General features: G+C 44.7%; 10 protein-coding genes, 1 tRNA gene and 3 rRNA genes. 6 read left to right on the top strand and 8 right to left on the bottom strand.

What is annotated here, in order from left to right:
* Nucleotides 1-9: 9 nt before the first annotated feature.
* Both QI63_RS09670 and QI63_RS09665 read left to right on the top strand, forming a co-directional pair.
* On the top strand, nt 10-645 hold the full coding sequence (locus QI63_RS09670; protein WP_044015900.1) for a hypothetical protein: 636 nt from the start codon (nt 10-12) through the stop codon (nt 643-645).
* 17 nt (nt 646-662) lie between these two features.
* Entirely contained in the window at nt 663-1,172 is a 510-nt protein-coding gene (locus QI63_RS09665) for a DUF192 domain-containing protein (protein WP_044015898.1), read from the top strand.
* A 243-nt stretch (nt 1,173-1,415) separates the two neighbouring features.
* Here QI63_RS09665 and QI63_RS09660 read toward each other — a convergent pair whose 3' ends face one another.
* The 7 genes from QI63_RS09660 to QI63_RS09630 form a co-directional block, all read right to left on the bottom strand.
* Nucleotides 1,416-2,579 (bottom strand): protein-glutamate methylesterase/protein-glutamine glutaminase, encoded by a 1,164-nt coding sequence (locus QI63_RS09660; protein ID WP_044015896.1) that lies wholly within the window; start codon nt 2,577-2,579, stop codon nt 1,416-1,418.
* 84 nt (nt 2,580-2,663) lie between these two features.
* Nucleotides 2,664-3,482, bottom strand: coding sequence for a CheR family methyltransferase (locus QI63_RS09655; RefSeq protein WP_044015895.1), 819 nt, complete (start codon nt 3,480-3,482; stop codon nt 2,664-2,666).
* A gap of 69 nt (nt 3,483-3,551) precedes the next feature.
* Entirely contained in the window at nt 3,552-5,258 is a 1,707-nt protein-coding gene (locus QI63_RS09650) for a DUF5312 domain-containing protein (protein ID WP_044017298.1), read from the bottom strand.
* A 215-nt stretch (nt 5,259-5,473) separates the two neighbouring features.
* Nucleotides 5,474-5,588, bottom strand: a 5S ribosomal RNA gene (gene rrf / locus QI63_RS09645).
* 95 nt (nt 5,589-5,683) lie between these two features.
* A 23S ribosomal RNA gene (locus QI63_RS09640) occupies nt 5,684-8,649 on the bottom strand.
* A 194-nt stretch (nt 8,650-8,843) separates the two neighbouring features.
* Nucleotides 8,844-8,917, bottom strand: a tRNA-Ala gene (locus QI63_RS09635).
* 104 nt (nt 8,918-9,021) lie between these two features.
* A 16S ribosomal RNA gene (locus QI63_RS09630) occupies nt 9,022-10,571 on the bottom strand.
* Together the 16S, 23S and 5S rRNA genes with 1 tRNA gene alongside form the textbook arrangement of a ribosomal RNA operon.
* A gap of 828 nt (nt 10,572-11,399) precedes the next feature.
* Between QI63_RS09630 and QI63_RS09625 the strand changes: the two genes are divergently transcribed.
* The 3 genes from QI63_RS09625 to QI63_RS09615 all read left to right on the top strand — a co-directional run bounded on the left by QI63_RS09625 (nt 11,400) and on the right by QI63_RS09615 (nt 13,866).
* A complete protein-coding gene (locus QI63_RS09625; protein ID WP_044015893.1) occupies nt 11,400-12,011 on the top strand; it encodes an HAD family hydrolase in 612 nt (203 codons plus the stop codon).
* A 224-nt stretch (nt 12,012-12,235) separates the two neighbouring features.
* Nucleotides 12,236-13,492: a phosphoglycerate kinase gene (gene pgk / locus QI63_RS09620; RefSeq protein ID WP_044015891.1), complete on the top strand. Its 1,257-nt coding sequence runs from the start codon at nt 12,236-12,238 to the stop codon at nt 13,490-13,492.
* An 11-nt stretch (nt 13,493-13,503) separates the two neighbouring features.
* On the top strand, nt 13,504-13,866 hold the full coding sequence (locus tag QI63_RS09615; RefSeq protein ID WP_044015889.1) for a DUF1667 domain-containing protein: 363 nt from the start codon (nt 13,504-13,506) through the stop codon (nt 13,864-13,866).
* Nucleotides 13,867-14,025: 159 nt separating this feature from the next.
* Here QI63_RS09615 and thrS read toward each other — a convergent pair whose 3' ends face one another.
* Nucleotides 14,026-15,786 (bottom strand): threonine--tRNA ligase, encoded by a 1,761-nt coding sequence (gene thrS, locus QI63_RS09610; RefSeq protein ID WP_044015887.1) that lies wholly within the window; start codon nt 15,784-15,786, stop codon nt 14,026-14,028.
* 143 nt (nt 15,787-15,929) lie between these two features.
* Between thrS and QI63_RS09605 the strand changes: the two genes are divergently transcribed.
* On the top strand, nt 15,930-16,973 hold the full coding sequence (locus QI63_RS09605) for a threonine aldolase family protein (protein ID WP_044015885.1): 1,044 nt from the start codon (nt 15,930-15,932) through the stop codon (nt 16,971-16,973).
* The last annotated feature ends 86 nt before the right edge of the window (nt 16,974-17,059 follow it).

Raw genomic sequence — 17,059 nt, 5'->3', positions numbered from 1 at the left:
GGGTATAAGATGAAATATCTTTTATGTACGGCTGTTTTGTTTTTTGCTACCGCTGTAGTACCTTTAACAGCAGCAGAATCTTCTTCACCGCCGGCGGCGGCACAATCCGTCCATACAACTCAAGCACCTGCCGGACAACAGGCAAAGCCGCCAACGAGAACAAACGAAAAACAAGAAAAAAACGCATTACCGGCCGAATACCGCAGCATCGCGCTTGGCATGAATATCGATGCGGTAAAAGAGGCTCTTAAACAAGATACTGTGTTCGGATACCGCGGCGAAAGGGATGTTTCATTGCTGCTGACAGAAAATAGAAGCCTTATCGAATCGGCAGGTTCGTACTTTATCAGTAGGTCATGGTTTCAGTTTTATAAAGATAATCTCTATACAATGATCTTTAAACTAAATACCGATACGGTCGATTACTATTCGGTTTATTCCAAATTTTGTGAAAAATACGGTGAACCGGTCTCAATCAACCCACAGCGGGCTGTGTGGGAAGATGAACATACCCGTGTTGTTATCGAGCGGCCGCTTATCGTAAAATATATCGATCTTACGGTATTCAATGAATTGCTTTCTCAAAGCACTACCGAGAAAGCCACAGCCGAAACAAACCGCCAAAACTTTATCGACGGATTTTAAAGGCAGGAACCATTATCATGTGTTTTGATTCTCTACGACAGAACTTCAGATATCGGGCAGTACTTTTATGCCTTCTTCTCTTCACAGTGGCCGCCGTATCTTGCAGCAATGCAGAAAGACCGAAAGCCCCATCCATAACTATCTTTATCGAATCAAAAAATGCAAAAACGGCTATTCCCATTGATGTCGAAACCGCAGTAACCGCCCAAGAGCAGCAGCGTGGTTTTATGCAGCGAAATGAGATACCGGACGGTACCGGTATGATTTTTGTTTTTAAACGAGATGAAAAATTACGGTTTTGGATGAAGGATACTCCGCACCCGCTTTCCATTGCCTTTATCGATTCAACAGGCCGTATCCGAGAAATCTATGATATGCAGCCGTTTAGCTTGGACATTACCGCCAGCACTTATTCGGTGCGCTATGCCCTTGAAGTAGCGCAAGGTTACTTTGGACGGGCAGGGATTAATGCCGGGGACAAGCTTAGTACGGAAAGCCTCGACCGCCTAAAAGCGGCAGCACAGTAATAACGCTTGTCACTCAAGATAAAAATACGATCTCAGACCATGCACACAGCATCTGTCAGAACTTTTTCATAAAAATAGAAGGTACACGTTGAACAGCTAAACTATCGCTTCGTCCCTAACTACCATTCGTCGCGGCGGACGTATTAACGAGCGAGTTTACCTTTCGGCAAAGCATCGCTCATTGCTTAACACTCTTGAGCGTTCTAAAAATACTATTTAGAATGCTTCATCTATGTATCATTATTAGGCAAACTCCCTTCCATAACGATTGATAACGGAAGCCATATTGCTTAACGAAACTTGTTCCATTACACCGCCCATTTCATAAGCAACACGGGGCATACCGTATACAATAGCAGACGCTTCATCTTGCCCAATAGTACGGGACCCTTCCTGATACAACCGTGTAAGACTTGCAGCACCGTCCTTGCCCATACCTGTCATGATAATTCCAAGTGCACGGTTTTGGAACTGTTCTGCTACAGAAGCAAATAACACATCCGCACTCGGACGATGCCCGCTTTGAGGAGGCGCATCGGAGATATGAGCAATAACGCCAAGAGGTTTCTTTTCAACTAAAAGGTGTTTTCCTCCCTGCGCAATAAGAATACGCCCCGGCTTTACAAGATCTCCTTCCTGAGCTTCTTTCACTTCCAATGGACATATCTTATTGAGACTATTCGCAAATTCATAGGTAAATCCCGGAGGCATATGCTGTACAACGACAATCGGCTGCGGAAGATTCGGATCTAATTCTGCAAACACTTCACGCAAGGCATTCGGTCCACCGGTAGAAATCCCGATTGCAATAATTTCAAGTTTTCCCGGTTGACGAACTTGCATCGGTTTTTCAGCTTTTTCCGGAGGTGCTGCAAAGGCTGAGGTACCACTTGCAACCGTATGAGTTTGAGGCGCTGTTTGCAGCTGAGGTGTATGAATATAATGCGGTGCAGGAGCAGTTGAAGCAGTCTTGATACCGGCAACAGATTGCTTTTTCAATTGATATTGCCGACCATACGCTTGTAAAAATTCCACAAGCTGACTGGCAACTGTAGCTAAGTTTGCCGATTCGGATCCGGAAGGCTTAGTAACAAAATCGCTGGCACCAAGTTCCAGACAATCCATTGTGATACGGGCTCCCTCTTTTGCAATACTGGACAGAATGATGACCGGAATATCAATCTTAAGTCTTTTTCGCTCACGCAAAAACTCTATTCCATTCATTTCCGGCATTTCGAGATCAAGCACAATAATATCAGGCTGAACACGTTCCAATTTTTGTAGGGCAAATCTCCCGTTCATAGCTTTATCAGCGACAGTTAATCCGGGTGTCCCATCAATTATCTTTCCAATCAAACTCCGCATCAAGGCCGAGTCATCTACTATTAAAACTTTTATATCATCCATATTAAAACAACCTCCCGCATTTTCAGCAGATATACTAAAAATTCATATGCCCTTTTCAATACATAGTTGTAGCGATAAAGGACTCTACTTAACATTTTTTTGGTACAAGCAAGCCCATTCGGTTTTAAGAAACTCAAATTTCGTATCCATACCGAATAAAGATTCTGAATGTCCAATAAAAAGAAATGAATGAGGAGCCATCGCATCCCAGAAACGATTAATAACCGCCTGTTGTGCCGGTTCGTCAAAATAGATAATCACATTACGGCAAAAAAGAATATCAATATTATTCCTATTAGCATCATGTTTTAAATTATGATAATCAAACTTAACCATTTGCATAATCTCAGGATTTATTTGATAACCATTTCCCTGTTTAGTTAAATACTGAGCAAGATAATCATCAGGAATCCCAACTACACGGCTTTCCGGATAAAATCCTTGTTTCCCGACAACCAACGATTTAAACGACAGATCTGAAGCAAGAATATCAGCGGTGAACCCGGGAGGTAAGTGCCGCTTCATAATCATAGCAATCGTATACGGCTCTTCTCCGGTGGAACACCCTGCACTCCAAATATGAATCTGCTTTTGTCCTGCAGCTTGTTTTATCTTGACAATTTCAGGAATAACATAATGAGTTAAAGCATCGAAATGAGGTTGATTTCTGAAGAAACGGGTCAGATTGGTGGTAACCGAATCCAACATAATTTTCAGCTCTTCTTTATTTGAAGTCAGAATTTTATAGTAGGCATCAATATCGTCCATTTTATTCTCTCGTAAGCGATCTTTCAAACGACTTTCTAAAATGGATCGGTTTGTTACAGAAAAAGTGATACCGCTTTCGTTATATATTAAATTTTTAAAGAGTTCAAAGTTGCGGTCACTTAAAAATTCTGCCATATATTTTCCTCCTTATAGAGTATATGTTGCTATATTTTTTTGTCAAGCAAACGGTTTTTCTATTCTGTATTACCAATCTGCTTCAATCTTATCAGCTTCCGTCAGGATGCTTGTTACTTCCTGTAATAAATTCTTTACACCTTCTACACGCTTTCTAAAGTCTGCATTGTCATTTCCTTGAATAATCAGCCAATTTAATAGCGGTGCATATACACTGCTCTTATTACCGTCGATAAAACCGTTGAGCAAAGCAATCAATATTTTGAATGCATTCTGAGAAGAAGTAATAATTTGTTTAGCTTCGGTTTCAATATTTTTCATTAACGCTTCAAGGCTATTCTTACTCTTCAAACTTGCTACAGTTTTTTCTTTTAATTGGATAAATGCTGCACCGATTTCCCCCTCAGGAGATAACCGTGTTTCAAAAGTACTAATACAACTTTGCTGTTTTTCCAATGCAGTAAAGGCATTGGTATATTCTGCAAGATTCTCACGACGATAAAAATTTCCTTCCATTAACAACGTTTTTAATATCGGTTGCACAAAAGGCGGATATAATCTTGAAAAAAAAGCAGAAAGAAATCTAAATGAAAATTCACGCTTAAAACGAAGCACAAGCCATGAATCTTCCCAGGGGCGATACATTAAAGGTTCAAGCTGATCAGTTTTCAACAAATCCAGCATCTGACGGCTTAATTGAGCGCGTTTTTGTTCTGAAGCCCATAGTTGCCACCGTTCAGTAAATCGTTTTTTCCATGCTACTTTAAAGAGTTGAAACCAATCTTCCCCTCCTTCAAGGCGTTGCGGTTCCCAGTGTATCGATTTTAACGTATAACGGGCTAATTCTAAAATCGGAATTTTCACGGAAAATTCTTTAATTGCTTCCAAAGCATGAGAAGCTTGCGAAATAAACTCAACCGATTCTTCATCCATATTAACCGTTTTATCATTCAACTTATCTTGTTTTGATAACAAAAATAAAGCTTGGAGTACAACATCAGGAATTGGTTTTGTTGTACTGAGAACCGATGCAAGCATACCAATTTCTGCAGAAAGCAAATAAACGGAACAGGAAGGTTCAACAGCCGGATTTACGGTAAAACGTAAAACAGCTTTATCGATCGGCAATTCACAAAAATACCGCATCCATTCAATCGCATTAGCCGCTTGATACATTCCAGCCTTATAATCTGTCGTCATCAGCGAAAACGATTCATCAATTTTTTTTAAAAGCTCGGATCGAAGGTTGGAATTTGCCTGAGAAGTTGGAACACAGTTAAAAGGATCAGTGTTATACATTAATTTTAAATACACATCCGGTGCAACGAAAGAACTTACCAATAAGTAAAAATTTCCTTTGTCAGTATCATAAGCAGATAAAAGAGAGGTAAAAAAAAGTTGGGTTTTTCGTAATTCACGTAACAATTCATAAAAGTCCTTTGTAAAGACATTTCCTTTTATATTGATATATTGCTTGTATTCATGCTGCAAATCTTTTCCAAGACGCCGAATCAATTCTTCTTCATACACCGTTTCAATGGGTAATGACTTAAAAAAGGATTTAATGCGTATCCATAAACGAATAAAAAAAGGTTCGTCATTTATTCGAATACTTTTTTTTATTTGAGTATCGCTTAACAATGGCTCCTTTTTAGAGTCCGTTTGTATATCTTCAGACATCTTCATATTTTCAGCAATATGTGCAAGCATTGCCTGTGCTTCTTCTGTGGAAAGAGAATCAACCAACTTATCAAATGTAGAAACTTGAGGATTCATAAAAAAATTATATACAAAACAGATAAAAAAACTATAGGTTAGTTCCAATTTTTTTTGTTAAACAAAAAGCCTTCCAGATACTGTGTGAAACACATAAAGTGTTTTGCCTCCAGATTACACCTTTAAAAGGCGAATAGCTTTAAAACACCCCTTAGGGCAAAACAATAGTCTACTTCCGACGCTTTTTAAGCGACGATACCGGTTAAATAAAAAAAGCCCGGCAGCTACCTACTTTCCCACTCTGGATGAGCAGTATCATCGGCGTAATGAGAGCTTGACTTCCGTGTTCGGGATGGGAACGGGTATGACCTCTCCACTATGGCAACCGGGCAATAAAAGACGAAACAAAAAAGAAACGAAATTTATTAAATAAAGGGACAGGAAAGAAAGAGTAAGGAGATAAAGAATAAAGAAGAGAAGATAATATGGTCAAGCCTCACGACTTATTAGTATTGCTCGGCTATAACACATTACTGTGCTTAGACCTGCAACCTATCAACCTTGTAGTGTGCAAGGAGTCTTTAGCGGGGTTAAACCCCGAGGGATATGTAATCTTGAGGCGGGCTTCCCGCTTAGATGCCTTCAGCGGTTATCCCTTCCGAACGATAGCTACCCAGCACTTACCCTTGGCAGGATAACTGGTACACCAGAGGTTCGTCCACTTCGGTCCTCTCGTACTAAAAGCAGCTCCTCTCACATATCCAACGCCCATAGCAGATAGGGACCGAACTGTCTCGCGACGTTCTGAACCCAGCTCACGTACCGCTTTAATTGGCGAACAGCCAAACCCTTGGGACCTACTTCAGCCCCAGGATGCGATGAGCCGACATCGAGGTGCCAAACTTTCCCGTCGATGTGAACTCTTGGGGAAAATCAGCCTGTTATCCCCGGAGTACCTTTTATCCGTTAAGTGACGGCGCTTCCACTCGCTACCGCCAGATCACTAAGACCTACTTTCGTATCTGCTTGAGCTGTCACTCTTGCAGTTAAGCCTCCTTGTGCCTTTACACTCACTGCGTCGATTTCCAACCGACGTGAGGAGACCTTCGCGCACCTCCGTTACATTTTAGGAGGCGACCGCCCCAGTCAAACCGCCTGCCTACCACTGTTCCTATTCCGGCTTCACGGAACAGGTTAGAAACCTAATTCATCAAGGGTGGTATTTCACTTGGCAACTCCACTCACCCTAACGAGCAAGCTTCATAGTTTCCCACCTATTCTACACATGATAAACCAAGTCCCAATAGTAAGTTACGGTGAAGGTTCACGGGGTCTTTCCGTCTAACTATGGGTAACCGGCTTCTTTACCGGTATATAAATTTCACCGAGCCTCGCGTTGAGACAGTGCCCAGATACGTTACACCATTCGTGCGGGTCGGAACTTACCCGACAAGGAATTTCGCTACCTTAGGACCGTTATAGTTACGGCCGCCGTTTACCGGGGCTTCAATTGACAGCTTCGCATTACTGCTAACCGCTCCTCTTAACCTTCCGGCACCGGGCAGGTGTCACCACCTATACGTCTCATTACTGATTCGCAGATGGCTGTGTTTTTGATAAACAGTCGCCTGGGCCTGCTTTATGCTACCTCCACTCATTACTAAACAGAGGCCACACTTTTCCCTAAGTTACGTGTGCATTTTGCCGAGTTCCTTAACGCGAGTTCTCTCGAGCGCCTTAGATTTCTCATCCTACCTACCTGTGTCGGTTTACGGTACGGTCTTTTATAACCTAGCCTTAGACAGTATTTCCCGGCACCATGACTTACCCCGCTTCGCTTCTCTCATCGATCCACTCGCTGTCGCCTCTCACCTTGGATAGCGGATTTACCTACTATCCTTTATAACGGCTTGAAAGCTTCGACCGGAACAACCGTTCTCCGGCCGGGGGTCGCCTCATGCGTCCTGCCATCGAAATTATAAAAGGTATCGGAATATGAACCGATTTCCCATCGACTACGGCTTTCGCCCTCGCCTTAGGGGCCGACTAACCCTGGGCAGATGACCTTTACCCAGGAAACCTTAGGTTTTCGGCGGAAAGGAATCTCACCTTTCTTTTCGTGTACTTATACCTGCATTCTCTCTTCCATCCCCTCCAGTGCCCCTCTCAGGTACACCTTCATCAGTCCATGGAATGCTCCCCTACCGCCTTACACTTAAATCGTGTAAGACCCGTAGCTTCGGTATACTGCTTAGCCCCGTTACATTATCTGCGCATGTATACTCGACCAGTGAGCTATTACGCACTCTTTTAAGGAATGGCTGCTTCTAAGCCAACCTCCTGGCTGTCTTTGTATCCACACTTCATTTCACACTCAAGCAGTATTTCGGGACCTTAGCTGACGGTCTGGGCTGTTTCCCTTTTGACTACGAACCTTGTCGCACGCAGTCTCACTCCTATACGTTGATTACCGGCATTCAGAGTTTGATTGGGTTTGGTAGGCGGTGAAGCCCCCTAGTCCATCCAGTGCTTTACCTCCGGTAATTTTGTATAAGGCTGTCCCTAAAGGCATTTCGGGGAGAACCAGCTATTTCCAGGTTTGTTTAGCCTTTCACTCCTAGTCACAAGTCATCCAAACCTTTTTTAACAGATTGTAGTTCGGTCCTCCACAGCGTTTTACCGCTGCTTCAACCTGCTCATGACTAGATCACTCTGGCTTCGGGTCTACGACATGCAACTTTACTTCGCCCTATTCAGACTCGGTTTCCCTCCGGCTCCGGAACTTCTATTCCTTAACCTCGCTGCATACCGTAACTCGCAGGCTCATTCTACAAAAGGCACGCTACCACCCATAAAGGGCTGTAACATCTTGTTGGTTTATGGTTTCAGGTTCTATTTCACTCCCCTCACCGGGGTTCTTTTCATCTTTCCCTCACGGTACTTGTCCGCTATCGGTAGCCAACTCGTATTTAGCCTTGGATCGTGGTCGACCCGGATTCCGACAGGATTTCTCGTGTCCCGCCGTACTCAGGTACTGCACCGGCAAGATGAATGCATTTCGTATACGGGGATTTCACCCTCTCTGTCAGGCTTTCCCAAAACCTTTCTACTATACATTCACTTTATCACTTGCTGTACGTAAGCCCGTGCAGCCCTACAACCCCCGTTTAACGGGTTTGGGCTCTTCCAATTTCGCTCGCCACTACTTTCGGAATCTCTTTTGATGTCTTTTCCTTGAGTTACTTAGATGGTTCAGTTCACTCAGTATCGCTTTACCTCTCTATTTTATTCAAGAGCGTAATGATAGAATCTCTCCTATCGGGTTACCCCATTCGGCAATCTCCGGATCAAAGGATATGTGCTCCTCCCCCGAAGCTTTTCGCAGCTTATCACGGCCTTCTTCGCCGGTTGGCTCCAAGACATCCACCATAAACCTATTCTTCGCTTGACCATATTATGTTCTCTTCTTAAAACAATCGTCTATTCGACAACCGTCAAGAACTTTTCTCTTCACCTTATTTTCTCCTACTCTCCAGTTAATCACTTTTCTAACAAAGCAACTCACCTTTAAGTAGTCTTTCTTTCCCTTCCCTAGCTTTTCAAAGATCTCTTCATACAGTAAAATTATTTATACTGTACGATTTTTGGAGATAAGGGGATTCGAACCCCTGACCTACGGCTTGCAAAGCCGCCGCTCTAGCCAGCTGAGCTATATCCCCTTACTACAAACCAATAATATAAAAAAAGAGAGGGAAAGAAGAGGAGATAAGCGGAAGCTTTGTGTACAACCAACAAAGCATTTAGTATTATACCTTTCTCTAAGAAAGGAGGTGATCCAGCCGCACCTTCCGGTACGGCTACCTTGTTACGACTTCACCCTCCTTACCAAGCGTACCTTCGGCACCGTCCTCCTTTGCAGGTTAGACAAGCGACTTCGGGTACCCCCAACTCGGATGGTGTGACGGGCGGTGTGTACAAGGCCCGGGAACGTATTCACCGCGCCGTGCTGATGCGCGATTACTAGCGATTCCAACTTCATGAAGTCGAGTTTCAGACTTCAATCCGAACTACGATTGCTTTTTTGCGGTTTGCTCCACCTTACGGTCTCGCTTCGCTTTGTAGCAACCATTGTAGCACGTGTGTAGCCCTGGACATAAGGGCCATGATGACTTGACGTCATCCCCACCTTCCTCCGATTTGTCATCGGCAGTTCCGCCAGAGTCCTCAAGCTTTACCTGTTAGTAACTGGCAGTAGGGGTTGCGCTCGTTGCGGGACTTAACCCAACACCTCACGGCACGAGCTGACGACAGCCATGCAGCACCTGTCTAGCAGGGTATTGCTACCCGGCCTTATCTCTAAGACCTTCTACTAGATGTCAAACCCAGGTAAGGTTCCTCGCGTACCATCGAATTAAACCACATGCTCCACCGCTTGTGCGGGCCCCCGTCAATTCCTTTGAGTTTCACCCTTGCGGGCATACTCCCCAGGCGGTACACTTATCGCGTTTGCTTTGGCACTGAAGCTCTTGCCCCAACACCTAGTGTACATCGTTTACAGTGTGGACTACCAGGGTATCTAATCCTGTTCGATCCCCACACTTTCGCATCTCAGCGTCAATTATCGGCCAGAAACCCGCCTTCGCCACCGGTGTTCTTCCAAATATCTACAGATTCCACCCCTACACTTGGAATTCCAGTTTCCCTTCCGTAATTCAAGTTGTGCAGTACCCAATGCTATTCTGGGGTTAAGCCCCAGGATTTCACACCAGGCTTACACAACCGCCTACATGCCCTTTACGCCCAATAATTCCGAACAACGCTCGCCCCTTACGTGTTACCGCGGCTGCTGGCACGTAATTAGCCGGGGCTTATTCGTCGATTACCGTCATCAGATGAGCATTCCCTCTCACCCTTATTCTTCATCAACAAAAGGATTTTACAACTTTTCAGCCTTCTTCATCCACGCGGCGTCGCTCCGTCAGACTTCCGTCCATTGCGGAATATTCTTAGCTGCTGCCTCCCGTAGGAGTTTGGGCCGTATCTCAGTCCCAATGTGTCCGATCACCCTCTCAGGCCGGATACCCATCGTCGCCTTGGTGGGCCTTTACCTCACCAACTAGCTAATGGGACGCAAGCTCATCCTCAAGCGAAGCCGTAGCTTCCTTTCCTCAACATCTCTTGTGAAATGCCGAGTGTATTCGGTATTACCTGCTATTTCTAGCAGCTATCCCCATCTTAAGGGTAGATTACCCACGTGTTCCTCACCAGTCCGCCACTCTAGGAGAGAAGCAAGCTTCTCTCTTGCCGTTCGACTTGCATGCTTAAGACGCGCCGCCAGCGTTCGTTCTGAGCCAGGATCAAACTCTCCATTATTTTATTTCAAACACCCCGAAGGGCGTCTGATATTCATAATTTTGAAAGCAAGTCCCGTTTCTTTTATTTTAGGAACGTTGACCTTTAAGAGAAAGAAAATAATAATGCAAAGCAATTATTCATCACCCTGCACACTCTCTTTCTCTTGATTCTTTGTTCTACGCTTATTTCCTTACCAAAGATTTTGCTCTTTGGCTTTTTCTTCTTTCCCTTCCCTTTAATTTCAAAGACCAGCTTACTTAATCGGAGCCCTGCTTTAGAGCGCCGCAAGCGAAAAAGAATGTATCACAAAACCTTCAGTCTTGTCAAGCACCTTTTTCTTTTTTTATTTATTTTTTTTAGTTTTTTTTCACTCAATTCAGCAAGCGTTATAAACTAAAAAACATAAAACAACATCTTAGTGTCACTGCTCACAAAGCATATCAGCATTAAAAAAATCAACCGATAGACCGTATCAGCATGAGGAGTTTATACAACTGTACACTATCTAATAATAGAAGAAACCAGCAAAACCCAAACACTTTTATGTTTATTGCCTGCTGTTACTGCATAGCAGGTAACAAATGCAACGGAAAAGATAGTATCACACATTTTGCTTTTCTGTCAACACCTCTATATGTTTTTTTATTTAATAACCGCAATCTTTCGAAATAATCAAATGAGAACTTATCCACTATTCACATCATCATATTTCAGTATATTGTTCAAGAAACCTCTAAAAACCTATTCGCAATCCGCAAGGCAGGCAATTTAATGCATTTCCTACAGAACAAGCCGATCGACTTGCAGTTTTTGGAGATACCTCAGGAGTTACCTTAGGAGTTTCTTATGATTAAAGCACTGATTTTGGATTACGGTAATGTAATTTCTTTAACCGACACGAAAGCTATCGATGAAGCAATGGCTGCTGAAACCGGTATTCCGGTGGAAGCATTTGGAAATCTTTACAGCACACACCGCAGCGATTTTGATCGGGGAGTCATCAACGGTGAGGAAATGTACAGACGCTTGCTGCAAAATAACGGCTATGAAGAAGCCGCTAAAGATACTGGACTACTGAAAAAGATGGTAGATATTGATTTAGCCGGTTGGCGAACTTTAAATGATGCGGTATGTGATTGGGCTTTAAATATTCAAAAACAAGGTTTCAAGCTGGGTATTCTTTCCAATATGCCGTATCAATTTTTAGATCGATATGAAAAAGAAATACCGCCCTTTGTGGCTGCCGATTACGCATGCTTTTCATGCCGGTTACATCTGATAAAACCCGAACCCGAAATTTATCGTAAGTGTCTTGAAGGATTAGGCATCCGTGCAAATGAAGCCGTTTTTTTCGATGACCTGGAACGAAATATCGAGGCAGCTCAAAAACTTGGGTTCCGTGCCTTTGTATGGACGGGATTGGTGCAAGCGCAGAAAGATTGGCTTTCTTGTCTGTAAGACTGTCCAATTATCATTGTAAGAGGACAATACTGTCAAAAAAATACACTGAAATTATAAAAGGAAGCAGCCTTCGGTCATTGTTGCATTTTTTTATATAACAGAGTATATTTTTATCGGATATGAAGCTAGTAGAGGGCATCCTGCGTTCTGAAAGATACGAAATATATGCTTCAAGCGCAGCAGGAGTATGAACACTGCCCCTCACATAACGGAGGAATACAATGGTTAAAACGGTAAGAGATGTAGATCTTCACGGCAAGCGTGTTATCATGCGGGTCGATTTTAATGTTCCGATGAAGGACGGTGTTGTGCAGGACGATACGCGAATCGTTGCGGCACTACCGACTATCAAATATATTTTAGAGCAAAAGCCGCGCTCGCTGGTGTTGATGAGCCACCTCGGCGATCCTGCCAAAGATTCAAAGAAAGCTGCCGAAAAAGCGGCTAAGGATGGTAAACCGTTTGACAAAGAGGCCTACATCGCCGGTAAGCATAAGATGAAGCCGGTAGCTGCCTATTTGGAAAAACTGTTAGGTATGCCCGTTCGGCTTGCCGATTCCTGCAAGGGGCAAAAGGCGGTAGTCGATGCACTTCCCGAAGGCGGTATCTTGATGCTTGAGAATACGCGCTTCCATCCCGAAGAAACCTCGAAGGACACTGCAGAACAGGAAACACTTGCCAAAGAGCTTGCCTCCTACGGCGATGTATACGTCAACGACGCATTCGGAACTGCACACCGTGCTCATGCTTCTACGGCAACCATCGCAAAATTTATGAAAGTAAAAGTTGCCGGTTTTTTAATGGAGAAAGAAGTTAAATATATTGAACCGATGGTAAAAAATCCGCCCAAACCGATGGTCGCCATCATCGGCGGCGCAAAAGTTTCTTCAAAAATTGCCGTACTGGACAGTCTTTTGAAAAATGCCGCTGCGCTGATTATCGGCGGAGGCATGGCGTATACCTTCCTTAAAGCACAAGGCCATTCAATCGGGAAATCCTTGGTGGAAGATGATTTTATCGACACGGCAAAGAAACTTTTGACCGATGCCGAGGCAAAGGGTGTTAAAATAATCCTGCCGGTAGATCATATTTGCGCCGCTTCTTTTACCGCCGATGCAAAACCGGAAAGCGTGGACGGCTGCGACATCCCCGATTCGCTTATGGGAATGGATGTCGGACCTAAAACCATCGCGTTATACAAGTCTGAAATCTTAAACGCGAAGTCTATCGTGTGGAACGGCCCGGTCGGCGTGTTTGAATTTGAAGCTTTCTCCCACGGAACGGAAGCGGTTGCCCGCCTTGTGGCCGAAGCGACCGGAAAAGGCGCAGTAACGGTAGTCGGCGGCGGTGATTCCGTTGCAGCCGTCAACAAGTTCCATCTTGCCGATAAAATGAGCCATGTATCTACCGGCGGCGGCGCCTCACTCGAATTCTTGGAGGGGAAAACCTTACCGGGAATCGCCTGCCTTGATGCATAAACGAAACCGGCATGAAAGAATTTACCTGTGTTTCCTGTCCTATGGGCTGTAGGCTCCGAGCAATCGAAAAAGACGGCGCCTACACAATAGAAGGATATAGCTGTAAGCGAGGCCTTGAATACGGCTTGCAGGAAATGAAAGATCCTCGAAGAAATATCAGCTCGACGGTGCGCATTGAAAACGGCTTTTTAGCGGCGCTTCCCGTTAAAACAGCGGCGCCTATTCCGAAAGGTATGATTTTTCAGGTGATGGAAGAGATAAACAAAATCAGGGTAACGGCGCCGGTAAAGACAGGAGCAGTCATTATTCCCGACGTGCTGCATACGGGCATCGACATTGTCGCAACCCGCGATATGCCATGCCGCGTTGAGTAGTGTATGATGCGGCAGTGCCGATTTTGACACGCCGCTCAATCACGAGCCTTTAACAAAACGGCCGGTAATTCTTGCTGAATTACCGGCCGTTTTCGTTTGCGACTCCTATTAGACCATCTCAAAAAATGAGTTTTTCAGAAATGCCTATTTGTGTCTTATCTAAAATTCTGCGCTTGTTGCAACGGTGTCTATCTTGAGTTTTAAGAAAGCGGTAAATTCATCGACGGACATCGTTTTTTGCGCTCCTTTCAAAAGCCGGACGGTAACACTGTTGTTCTGCTTTTCCTTTTCGCCGACAACAAGCTGGTACGGAATTTTTTGTTCCTGATACTTCCGTATCTTTGCATTCATACGGTCGGTATCAATATCAGCCTTTACGCGGAAGCCGGCTTTTGAAAGAGACGCCGCGATACTCTCGGCATATTCGTTAAATACGGGAGCAACGGGAATAACCATTGCCTGCACCGGAGAGAGCCACGGGGGCAGCGCTCCGCCGAATTGTTCAATCAAAATACCGATAAACCGCTCCAGTGAACCGAGCGCCGCGCGGTGCAGCATAACGGGCTGATGCTTTTGGTTATCCTCTCCGATATACTCGGCATTCAGCCGGTCTTTAGAGGGCAGTTGATAGTCCGCCTGTATGGTACCGCATTGCCATTCTCGACCAAGCGCATCGACAAGCGTAAACTCCAGCTTCGGCCCGTAAAAGGCTCCTTCTCCGGGGGCAATCTCGTATTCAAGACCGGCGGCTTTACACGCTTCCGCAAGCGCATTCTCTGCCCTATCCCAGGTTGCATCATCGCCGACCCGTTTTTCAGGCCGCGTGGAAAACTTAACGAGTATGGCTTTATCGTCAAAGCCGAAATCCCGATAGAGCGACTTGAGCAGGTTACAGAACTTGCACACTTCGGAGGAAATCTGTTCTTCCGTACAGAAAATATGCGCATCGTCCTGCACAAAACCGCGCACCCGCATAATACCGTGCAGCGAACCGGACGGTTCATTCCGCGTACAGGAGCCGAACTCCGCAATACGCAGCGGTAAATCGCGGTAGCTTTTAATTCCCTGTTTAAAGATTTCGACATGCCCCGGACAGTTCATCGGTTTAAGCGCAAACACCCGTTTTTCGCTTTCGGTGATAAACATATTTTCCTTGTATTTTTCCCAGTGTCCCGACCGAAGCCAGAGACTCTGCGGCATAACAAAGGGGGTATTTACCTCAACATAGCCGTCCTCTTTAATCTTTTGGCGTACATGCTGCTGTACGGTTAAATAGAGCGTCCAGCCGTTCGGGTGCCAGAATACTTCGCCGGGATTGTCTTCTTCGATATGGAATAAATCCAGTTCCCGTCCTATCTTGCGGTGATCGTTTTTCTCCGCTTCCGCCTGCATCGTCAGATACGTTTTAAGATCATTGGGCGTTTCCCATGCCGTACCATAGATACGGGTCAGCATCGGGCGTTTTTCATCGCCGCGCCAATAGGCGCCCGCAATTTTTTGCAGCTTAAAACTTTGCGCGTTAATTTCTTTTGAATTGGCAACATGCGGCCCTCTGCATAAATCGAAAAAATTACCCGATCGATAAATCGAGATTTCCGCATCTTGCGGTAGGTCATTGATAAGCTCGCATTTATACGGCTGGTCTTTAAAAAGCTCAAGTGCTTGTTGCCTACTTACGACTTCTTTTACAAAGTTCTGCGGAGTTGATAAAAGACGGCGCATTTCCTTTTCAATGCGCTCAAGATCAGTTTGGGTGATCGGTGTCGGAAGGTCAAAGTCATAATAAAACCCGTGTTCAACGGCAGGGCCAATGGCAACCTTTGTTCCGGGGAATAAATTCATAACGGCTTCCGCCATTATATGTGCAATACTGTGCCGTATTAACGGTAATTTTTCCGATTTCGGTAATGAATAATTCATAAGACCTCCCAAGATATCCAATATATACAATAAAAGAAAGCATATCGCCGAATTTTTAGACTGTCAAGATACCATAAAACTGTCTGCATAAATGCGAGTCAAAAAATCTTGCAGAAAAATCTGTTATCCGATAATCTTACAGCATGGAAACTCAACACAAACTTTCTTTTGCTTCGGATTATATGGAAGGAGCACACCCTGCGATTATTCAGCGCCTTGTGCAAACAAATATGGAACAAACCGCGGGATACGGAACCGATGAATACTGCGAACGGGCGCGTGCCCTTATCAGAAAAGCGTGCGAATGCCCTGAGGCGGCGGTACATTTTCTTGTCGGCGGTACTCAGACAAACGCAACGGTTATCGATGCGCTCCTTAACCGGTATGAAGGGGTCATTTCGGCACAGACCGGGCATATCGCCGTACACGAAGCGGGAGCGATAGAGTTCGGCGGGCATAAAGTACTCCCCCTTGCCTGCGACAAAGGTAAAATCACCGCCACATCGGTTAAGCAGTATCTACAGGATTTTTATGCTGAAGGAAACTATGAGCACATGGTTCATCCGGGAATGGTGTATATCTCGCAGCCGACGGAATATGGAACGCTCTACAGCAAGCAGGAGATAAGCGCGATCAGTGCAGTGTGCCACGAATATCATATTCCGCTGTATGTTGACGGAGCGCGACTCGCGTATGCGCTTGCTTGCAAAGAAAACGATGTAACGCTTGCTGACCTTGCAAGGCTCTGCGATGCTTTTTACATCGGCGGCACTAAATGCGGAGCCCTCTTCGGCGAAGCGGTTGTTATTCCCGATCCTAAACGCAGCCCGCATTTTTTTACCATTATGAAGCAGCACGGCGCGTTACTCGCAAAAGGCCGCTTACTCGGTATCCAGTTTGAAACACTTTTTACTGATGACCTGTATTTCCGTATCGGGGAAAATGCAATCCGAGCCGCCGATACCATTCGCACCTTTCTTGACTCGCACGGGTATGAACAATATTTTATGGCGCCGACAAATCAGATTTTTATCGTCCTTGAAAATACACGCTATGCAGAGCTTTCAAAAAAAATTACATTCGGATTTTGGGAAAAGAAAGATGATTCGCACACGGTTGTCCGCATCGCAACCGACTGGGCAACCACGCCTGAGAACGTAGAAAAGCTCTTACAAGCGCTTGCATAAACAACAAAGGTCTATGTAAAAAAGTCGATTAGATTTTTAGAGATGCGCTCATTATGATATAATATAGACTTGATGTAAGGAGTACC

It is taken from the genome of Treponema sp. OMZ 838, assembly GCF_000775995.1.
Lineage (GTDB): Bacteria > Spirochaetota > Spirochaetia > Treponematales > Treponemataceae > Treponema.
Note: the sequence above shows the minus strand (reverse complement) of the source record. Positions and strands in the feature narration are given on the sequence as shown.

Coding starts and splice junctions, on each gene's coding strand:
- QI63_RS09660 (WP_044015896.1), bottom strand. CDS start 2,579: ATGGATGATATAAAAGTTTTAATAGTAGATGACTCGGCCTTGATGCGG.
- thrS (WP_044015887.1), bottom strand. CDS start 15,786: ATGAATTATTCATTACCGAAATCGGAAAAATTACCGTTAATACGGCAC.
- QI63_RS09650 (WP_044017298.1), bottom strand. CDS start 5,258: ATGAATCCTCAAGTTTCTACATTTGATAAGTTGGTTGATTCTCTTTCC.
- QI63_RS09665 (WP_044015898.1), top strand. CDS start 663: ATGTGTTTTGATTCTCTACGACAGAACTTCAGATATCGGGCAGTACTT.
- QI63_RS09605 (WP_044015885.1), top strand. CDS start 15,930: ATGGAAACTCAACACAAACTTTCTTTTGCTTCGGATTATATGGAAGGA.
- QI63_RS09615 (WP_044015889.1), top strand. CDS start 13,504: ATGAAAGAATTTACCTGTGTTTCCTGTCCTATGGGCTGTAGGCTCCGA.
- pgk (WP_044015891.1), top strand. CDS start 12,236: ATGGTTAAAACGGTAAGAGATGTAGATCTTCACGGCAAGCGTGTTATC.
- QI63_RS09670 (WP_044015900.1), top strand. CDS start 10: ATGAAATATCTTTTATGTACGGCTGTTTTGTTTTTTGCTACCGCTGTA.
- QI63_RS09625 (WP_044015893.1), top strand. CDS start 11,400: ATGATTAAAGCACTGATTTTGGATTACGGTAATGTAATTTCTTTAACC.
- QI63_RS09655 (WP_044015895.1), bottom strand. CDS start 3,482: ATGGCAGAATTTTTAAGTGACCGCAACTTTGAACTCTTTAAAAATTTA.